The organism is Streptomyces sp. AK02-01A, from assembly GCF_033795305.1.
Lineage (GTDB): Bacteria > Actinomycetota > Actinomycetes > Streptomycetales > Streptomycetaceae > Streptomyces.
In genome coordinates, this window is sequence record NZ_JARBAE010000062.1 from 22759 (window position 1) to 30078 (window position 7320).

Genomic DNA, 7320 nt, shown 5'->3' on the forward strand with positions numbered 1-7320 from the left:
CTCCCCTCCACGCGAGGCGTGACTCCATGTCCAGGTTCAACACACGCGCCGCCCGCAAGGCCGTCAGCTCTCCCGTGACCACGACCGGGGAGCTCTCCACCACACACCAGGGCGGCGCCGGCCACCTCCGCGACGCGCGCTCCGAGCTGTTCCTGCTCGCCGTCTCCAACTTCGTCGGCACCGACACCTTCTACGAGACCGGCGGCCGGCGCGACGACCGCTACACCGAACTGGTGCGCGAGCTCGCCGTCGAAGACCCGGAGTGGACGGCCGGACTGCTCACATGGCTGCGCGGCGAGGGAAACATGCGCACCGCCGCACTCGTCGGCGCCGCCGAGTTCACCGCGGAACGCCTGCTGCGCGAAGCTCCCGGTCACTCGCGGCAGGTGATCGACTCCGTGCTCCAACGCGCCGACGAGCCCGGCGAGTTCCTCGGCTACTGGACCTCACGCCATGGACGCCGCCTGCCGAAGCCGGTGAAGCGGGGCCTCGCCGACGCCGTCCGGCGCCTCTACACCGACCGGTCCCTGCTCAAGTACGACACCGCCACCAAGGGCTACCGGTTCGGCGATGTCCTCAACCTCGTCCACGCCGCTCCCGCCGACGACAAGCCCTGGCAGGGCGACCTGTTCACACACGCTCTCGACCGCCGCTACCACCGCGACACCGCCGTCCCGGACCGGCTCGGCGTGGTCCGCGCGCACACCGCGCTCATGGCCGTGCCCGTCGAGAACCGCCGTGCCATCGTGCTGGGGCGGGGCACCGCCGACCAGAGCGCCCAGTTCCATGCCGCGCGACTGCCCTGGGAGACGCTGGCCGGCTGGCTCCAGGGCCCCATGGACAAGGCGGCCTGGGAGGCTGTCATCCCGTCGATGGGATACATGGCGCTGCTGCGGAATCTGCGTAACTTCGACACGGCCGGCGTCTCGGACGAGGTCGCCGGGACGGTGGCACAGACGCTCGCCGACCCGGAGCGGGTCGCGCGCTCGCGGCAGCTCCCGATGCGCTTCTACTCCGCCTTCAACACGGCTCCTTCGCTGCGCTGGGGCCATGCCCTGGACAAGGCGCTCACCGCGTCCCTCGCCAACGTCCCGGCGGTGGCGGGACGGACCCTGATCCTCGTCGACACATCGAGCTCGATGGACGAGCCCTTCTCACGGGACGGCACGCTGATGCGCTGGGACGCGGCGGCCCTCTTCGGCATCGCTCTGGGACGCCGGTGCGCGACGGCCGACGTGGTGTCGTTCTCGTCGAGGCGCCGGTACTGGGACGATCGGCCCGGCGCGCGCGTCAAGGCGTTCCCGCTGACCCGTGGCGGCTCGCTGCTCGCGGATGTACGGAAGTGGAAGGACGGCGGCTGGTTCCTCGGCGGTGGTACGGACACGGCCGCCGCGCTCCGGGAGACCTTCCGCGGTCACCAGCGGGTCGTCATCGTCACCGACGAGCAGGCCGGTCACGACAGCGCGCACATCACCGAGGCGGTCCCCGAGTCGACCCCGCTCTACACCTGGAACCTCGCGGGATACGAGGCCGGGCACGCGCCGTCCGGCGGCCGTGGCCGCCATACGTTCGGCGGTCTCACCGATCAGGCGTTCCGGATGATTCCGCTCCTGGAGTCCGGCCGCGACGCCAAGTGGCCCTGGACGAAGGCCGCCTGAGCGGCCCGGCGCCCTCGTCGTCCCCGAGAGGACGACGGGAGCGCCGTCGTGCGCCGAGGCCTATTCGCAGCCGACGCCGTCACCGTCCCGGTCGAGATGGCGGCCGTAGCCCGGGTCGCCACTGTGGACGGGAGCGGCGCCGGCGGCCCGTGCGGCGGCGCAGTTGGCGTAGTAGGCGGAGCCGGCGCCACCTCCGGAGTCGCCGTTGTCTCCGGCACCGGTGTCGCCGCCGGTGCCGGGAGCGGCCGGAGCCACGGTGACCCGCACGGTCCTGGTCCTGGTGACGGTGGGCGCCGGCTTCGGCTCAGCCGTCACCGTGGCGGTCGCGGTCGCCGTCGCCGTAACGGAGGCGGTGACCGTGGCCGTGGGTGCGGGCGTGGGCTTCGGGCCGGCCGCCTGCGCCGGGCCCGTGCTGCCGCCGGCTCCGCCGATGCCGAGACCGAGCAGAAAGAGCACGAGGGCGGCCGGGACGATGACGCGTTTACGCGCCCATCGCGGCCGGGCCGGAGATATCGCGTAAGGATTCGGGCCGCCGGATGCGGGCGGCTGGGGCGCGGGTCCCCACTGCGATGGCCGCGGCGGCTGGTTGTTCCAGGTCATGAAATCCCCCCAGGGACGGGTTCGCGAGGGGATGACCGTAACGGCGCCGGCCGGCGGCTCGTGCCGGACACGTTCCGTTGGTGATGCAGTTGTGACCAAAGTATGGAGATATCGCGGAGCGGAGTTATCACCACCGCGGGAGACCGGCCCGGCGGACCCGCCGAGGGCCTCTGCGATACTGCGGGGATTCTGTGGCAGCCGGAGACCAGGACGCGAATGTGAAACGTAGTCAACAGCCCGGCGCGTCCTTACGCTCCCAGGAGCGGCGCGCCGAACTCATCGCGACCGGGCGGAAGTTGTTCGCGAACACCTCGTACGACGCGCTGTCGATGGATGACATCGCCCGGCACGCCGGGGTCGCCAAGGGGCTGATCTACTACTACTTCAGGAACAAGCGCGGCTACTACCTCGCCATCGTCGAGGACTCGGTCGCGGAGCTGGTCACACTCGCCGCCAGTGACCCGGAGCTGCCGCGTACCGAACGCGTGCTGCGCACGGTTGAGGCATATCTGTACTTCGCGCAGCACAACGAGGCCGCGTACCGCACCATCATCACGGGCGGCGTCGGCTTCGACACCCAGGTGCAGGCGATCCGCGACGCCGTGCGCACCGGCCTGGTCTCCACCGTCGCCGAAGGCGCCTACGGCCGCAGGGACATCCCGCCCATCGCCCGGCTCGCGCTGCTCGGCTGGCTCAGCAGCGTCGAGTGGCTCACGCTGGAATGGCTGGGACATCAGGAACTGACCCTGGAGATCCCGCGCGATCTGCTGGTGCGCATGCTGCGTCACACACTGAACACGATCGAGGAGTTCGCGCCGGAGTGCCCGGCGCCGCCGCCGGACCCTCACTGGCGGCCGTTCACCGGCCGCGCGGACGCCGGGAACCCCGTGGCGGACTCGCCGGACATATGACGCCGGGGACGGGGGCCGCCGAGGCACCCCGCCCCCGGCGGGTCATTCGCGCCTGCCGCGACCGGGCAGAAGTCAGTTGATGGACTTGATCAGTTCACCGTCGGCGGTGTCACCGCTGAGCTCCCAGAGGAAGGTGCCGCCGAGGCCCTGCTGGTCCTTGTACGCCATCTTCCCGGCGATGGTCGCGGGCGTGTCGTAGCTCCACCACTGGCTGCCGCAGAAGGCGTACGCCGTGCCCGCGACCGTGCCGTTGGCCGGGCAGGTGTTCTTCAGGACCTTGTAGTCCTCGATACCCGCCTCGTACGTCCCCGGCGCCGCGCCCGTCGCGGTGCCGCCCGGCTCCTTCTGAGTGACGCCGGTCCAGCCGCGTCCGTAGAAGCCGATACCGAGCAGCAGCTTCTCGGACGGGATGCCGAGACCCTTCAGCTTGGTGATCGCCGCGTCGGAGTTGAAGCCCTCCGTCGGAATGCCCTCGTAGGAGGTGAGCGGCGAGTGCGGCGCGGTGGGACCCTGCGCCGCGAAGGCGCCGAAGAAGTCGTACGTCATCGGGTTGTACCAGTCGAGGTACCGCGCGGCGCCCGCGTAGTCGGCGGCGTCGATCTTCCCGCCGTCCGAACCGTCCGCGGTGATGGCCGCCGTCACCAGATCGGAACCGAACGCGCCGCGCAGCGCCGACGCGAGATCCCTGAAGGCCGCGGGCCCGCTGGTGTCGCAGGTCAGTCCGCAGGAGTTGGGGTACTCCCAGTCGATGTCGACGCCGTCGAAGACATCGGCCCAGCGCGGGTCCTCGACCAGGTCGCGGCAGGACCGCGCGAAGGCGGCCGGGTTCTTCGCCGCCTCGGTGAAGCCGCCGGACCAGGACCAGCCGCCGAAGGACCAGATGACCTTGAGACCGGGATGCAGCGCCTTCAGCTTGCGCAACTGGTTGAAGTTGCCGCGCAGCGGCTGGTCCCAGGTGTCGGCCGTGCCGTCCACGCTCTGGTCGGCGGTGTACGCCTTCTCGTAGTCGGCGTACGAGTCCCCGACCACGCACTTGCCGCCGGTGACATTGCCGAAGGCGTAGTTGATATGGGTGAGCTTGTCGGCGGAGCCGGAGGTCTCGATGTTCTTGACGTGGTAATTCCGGTCGTAGACGCCCCAGTTGGTGAAGTAACCGACCACCTTGTCGCCGGCCGCGGCGGGCGCCGCGGAGACGGTGGAGGCCGCGGAACGGTCTGTCTCACCGGCCGAGGCGGTGCTCGCTCCGGAGAGCAGGGCGACGCCGAGGACGGCGGTACACGCGGTGGCGATCAGCGCCCGGAACCCGGCGCGGGGGCGGTGGAGCTTGAGCATGGAGTCTCCTCGTGGGGGAGGAAGAGCGAGTGGGGGGAACGGCCGGGCGACGGAAGGGACCGCCGGCCAGGACGTCGGCGTGGCATCGGAGATGGACTTGGCATGAACGCGGAATGCGCACAGGGGGACGTTAGAAGGACTAGACCACTGGGGTCAATGGTGCGGACCAAGTCCGCCGTACGAGGAGGAGCCTTCCGGCCCGTGACGGCGGACCGCCGATCGGGCATACTCAACGCGCCACAGCCGCTGGTCAGCCGCTTCCGCGATCCGGGAGGGCAGCATCGGCTGGGTAGAACTGCTGTCCGGGGGCACCCCCGGACCCCAGCCGGCGGCGCCGCCACACCCAGCGCGCGCGACCGCCGCAGCGCCCCGACAGGGAGGAGAGCGCCGCCATGTCCGACCGCGCCCCGCAGCCGGTGGAACGTCAGCTGCCCACCGAGGAGTCCAGGGACCTCGTCGCCCTCGTACGCGACATCATCCAGCGGGAGATCAGCCCCAGGGCCGCCGAGGAGGAGGACACGGGCCACTTCCCGCGCGAACTCTTCACCCTGCTCTCCGCATCGGGCCTGCTCGCCCTTCCCTACGACTCCGCGTACGGAGGCGGGGACCAGCCCTACGAGGTCTACCTCCAGGTACTCGAAGAACTCGCCGCGGCCCGGCTCACCGTCGGCCTCGGCGTCAGCGTCCACTCTCTGGCCTGCCACGCCCTCGCCGGATACGGCAGCAAGGAGCAGCGGGCGGAGTTCCTCCCGGCGATGCTGGGCGGCGGTCTCCTCGGCGCCTACTGCCTCTCCGAGCCCGCCTCCGGCTCGGACGCCGCGTCGCTCCGTACCAAGGCCGTACGGGACGGTGACGACTGGATCATCACCGGCACCAAGGCATGGATCACCCACGGTGGAATCGCGGACTTCTGCACCGTGCTCGCCCGCACGGGCGGAGAAGGCGCGCGGGGCATCACGGCCTTCCTGGTGCCGTGCGACGCGCCAGGACTGAACGCCGCCGCTCCCGAGAAGAAGATGGGCATGAAGGGCTCGCCCACCGCGCAACTGCACTTCGACGGCGTACGCGTGGCCGACCACCGCCGGATCGGCGAGGAGGGACAGGGCTTCGCGATCGCGCTGTCCGCGCTGGACTCGGGCCGCCTCGGTATCGCCGCCTGCGCCATCGGTGTCGCCCAGGCGGCCCTGGACGAGGCCGTCGGATACGCCACAGGCCGGCTGCAGTTCGGCAGACCCATCGCGGACTTCCAGGGGCTGCGCTTCCTGCTCGCCGACATGGCCACTCAGATCGAGGCCGGGCGGTCGCTCTACCTCGCCGCGGCGCGGCTGCGCGACGCGGGCCGGCCGTTCTCCCAACAGGCCGCCATGGCCAAGCTGTTCTGCACGGACGCGGCGATGAGGGTCACCGTGGACGCCGTTCAGGTGCTCGGCGGTTACGGCTACACCACGGACTTCCCGGTGGAGCGCTACATGCGTGAGGCGAAGGTGCTGCAGATCGTGGAAGGCACCAACCAGATCCAGCGCATGGTGATCGCACGGCATCTCGCGGGCCCGGAGACCCGCTGACCGACCGCTGCCACTCAACTGGCTTCCCCGGCGCGCTCTCTGACCTGCGATCAGTCATCGTGCCGGGGCCCTGCGAGATGCTGCCTCAGGCGGCGTGCCGCTGCATCGTCGGCACCTTGAACGGGCGCGAGCCCGGGCCGCCGACATGCGAGAAGGGCTGCGTCCGCCAGTCGAGTCCCTGAGGAAGCGTCAACAGCAGTGCGGTGTCCTGCTCCTGGGCCTTGACCGTCTCGTCGGCGGGCCGGGCGTCCGCCGCCGGGCGTCCCGTACCGGCGCACACCGAAAGCACGAACGGATTCCACGGGGAGGGGCAGAGCGCGTGCTCCGGCAGGACGTCCTCGTCCGCCAGGAGCGCGATCGGCTGCACACAGTCGGGGCAGACGACCCGGTACATCTCGAAGGTGTCATAGAAGTCGAGCTCGTCGGGATCGACAAGATCAACAGGCTCCGGTTCGCTACGTCCGGTTCGCTTCAGGCTCTGCATGGAGACATTCCCCCTCGGGTGGGCCGACCAGGCACTTGTGGTCTCGACCACAGCAAGCAATTCCCCTCCCGCGAGCCGGGTAACCGTGAGGTCTCGACCGACCGGGTCACAAGCCTGTGTCCTTCGTCACATGCCCTTCGCAGATGCCCCGGCGGACCGCCGCCGACTGTGCCGGAAACCGGCCTGGGCCATAGGTTGATCCATATGGAGGAGCTGGATCGTCAGATCGTGGAGTTGCTCGTCAAGGACGGCCGGATGAGCTACACCGACCTGGGCAAGGCCACCGGCCTGTCCACCTCGGCGGTGCATCAGCGCGTACGGAGACTGGAGCAGCGCGGAGTCATCCGCGGCTATGCCGCCGTCGTCGACCCGGAGGCGGTCGGCCTGCCCCTGACGGCCTTCATCTCGGTGAAACCGTTCGACCCCAGCGCACCCGACGACATCGCCGACCGGCTGGCCGGAATCCCCGAGATCGAGGCGTGCCACAGCGTCGCGGGCGACGAGAACTACATCCTCAAGGTACGAGTAGCGGCCCCGCTGGAACTGGAGGACCTACTCACCCGCATCCGCTCCCTGGCCGGAGTCTCCACCCGCACGACGGTGGTGCTCTCGACACCGTACGAGTCCCGGCCGCCGTCTTTTTGAGGGGCTCGGTACTCCTCTTTTTTGAAGGCTCGGTTCGCCTCCGGGCGCTTTATGCCACTGTCGACGGTCGACCGTGCTCGATTCGCTCGTTCCTCGCGAACCTCCGCGCGCTCTCCCTTTCGACA

General features: G+C 70.1%; 7 protein-coding genes. 4 read left to right on the forward strand and 3 right to left on the reverse strand.

Annotated elements, in window-relative coordinates:
* Positions 1 to 26: 26 nt before the first annotated feature.
* Positions 27 to 1658, forward strand: a complete 1632-nt coding sequence (locus PV679_RS33330) for a TROVE domain-containing protein (RefSeq protein ID WP_319684684.1) — start codon at positions 27 to 29, stop codon at positions 1656 to 1658.
* A gap of 60 nt (positions 1659 to 1718) precedes the next feature.
* Here PV679_RS33330 and PV679_RS33335 read toward each other — a convergent pair whose 3' ends face one another.
* Positions 1719 to 2258, reverse strand: coding sequence for an excalibur calcium-binding domain-containing protein (locus tag PV679_RS33335; protein ID WP_319684686.1), 540 nt, complete (start codon positions 2256 to 2258; stop codon positions 1719 to 1721).
* A 218-nt stretch (positions 2259 to 2476) separates the two neighbouring features.
* Between PV679_RS33335 and PV679_RS33340 the strand changes: the two genes are divergently transcribed.
* Positions 2477 to 3169, forward strand: a complete 693-nt coding sequence (locus tag PV679_RS33340; RefSeq protein ID WP_319684688.1) for a TetR/AcrR family transcriptional regulator — start codon at positions 2477 to 2479, stop codon at positions 3167 to 3169.
* A gap of 72 nt (positions 3170 to 3241) precedes the next feature.
* Here PV679_RS33340 and PV679_RS33345 read toward each other — a convergent pair whose 3' ends face one another.
* The gene (locus tag PV679_RS33345; protein ID WP_319684689.1) at positions 3242 to 4501 is read right to left on the reverse strand and encodes a glycoside hydrolase family 18 protein; all 1260 of its coding nucleotides are present in this window, start codon (positions 4499 to 4501) and stop codon (positions 3242 to 3244) included.
* A 392-nt stretch (positions 4502 to 4893) separates the two neighbouring features.
* Between PV679_RS33345 and PV679_RS33350 the strand changes: the two genes are divergently transcribed.
* Positions 4894 to 6066 carry an acyl-CoA dehydrogenase family protein gene (locus PV679_RS33350; protein WP_319684691.1) on the forward strand — a complete coding sequence of 391 codons (1173 nt, stop codon included), beginning with the start codon at positions 4894 to 4896 and terminating at the stop codon, positions 6064 to 6066.
* An 85-nt stretch (positions 6067 to 6151) separates the two neighbouring features.
* On the opposite strand, the gene PV679_RS33355 is transcribed toward PV679_RS33350, so the two are convergent.
* A complete protein-coding gene (locus tag PV679_RS33355; protein WP_319684692.1) occupies positions 6152 to 6550 on the reverse strand; it encodes a hypothetical protein in 399 nt (132 codons plus the stop codon).
* Positions 6551 to 6754: 204 nt separating this feature from the next.
* Between PV679_RS33355 and PV679_RS33360 the strand changes: the two genes are divergently transcribed.
* Positions 6755 to 7195, forward strand: coding sequence for an Lrp/AsnC family transcriptional regulator (locus PV679_RS33360; protein ID WP_319684693.1), 441 nt, complete (start codon positions 6755 to 6757; stop codon positions 7193 to 7195).
* The last annotated feature ends 125 nt before the right edge of the window (positions 7196 to 7320 follow it).

Bases quoted from the DNA above. Each gene is read 5' to 3' on its own strand.
- PV679_RS33360 (WP_319684693.1), top strand. From the start codon at position 6,755: ATGGAGGAGCTGGATCGTCAGATCGTGGAGTTGCTCGTCAAGGACGGC.
- PV679_RS33330 (WP_319684684.1), top strand. From the start codon at position 27: ATGTCCAGGTTCAACACACGCGCCGCCCGCAAGGCCGTCAGCTCTCCC.
- PV679_RS33345 (WP_319684689.1), bottom strand. From the start codon at position 4,501: ATGCTCAAGCTCCACCGCCCCCGCGCCGGGTTCCGGGCGCTGATCGCC.
- PV679_RS33335 (WP_319684686.1), bottom strand. From the start codon at position 2,258: ATGACCTGGAACAACCAGCCGCCGCGGCCATCGCAGTGGGGACCCGCG.
- PV679_RS33355 (WP_319684692.1), bottom strand. From the start codon at position 6,550: ATGCAGAGCCTGAAGCGAACCGGACGTAGCGAACCGGAGCCTGTTGAT.
- PV679_RS33350 (WP_319684691.1), top strand. From the start codon at position 4,894: ATGTCCGACCGCGCCCCGCAGCCGGTGGAACGTCAGCTGCCCACCGAG.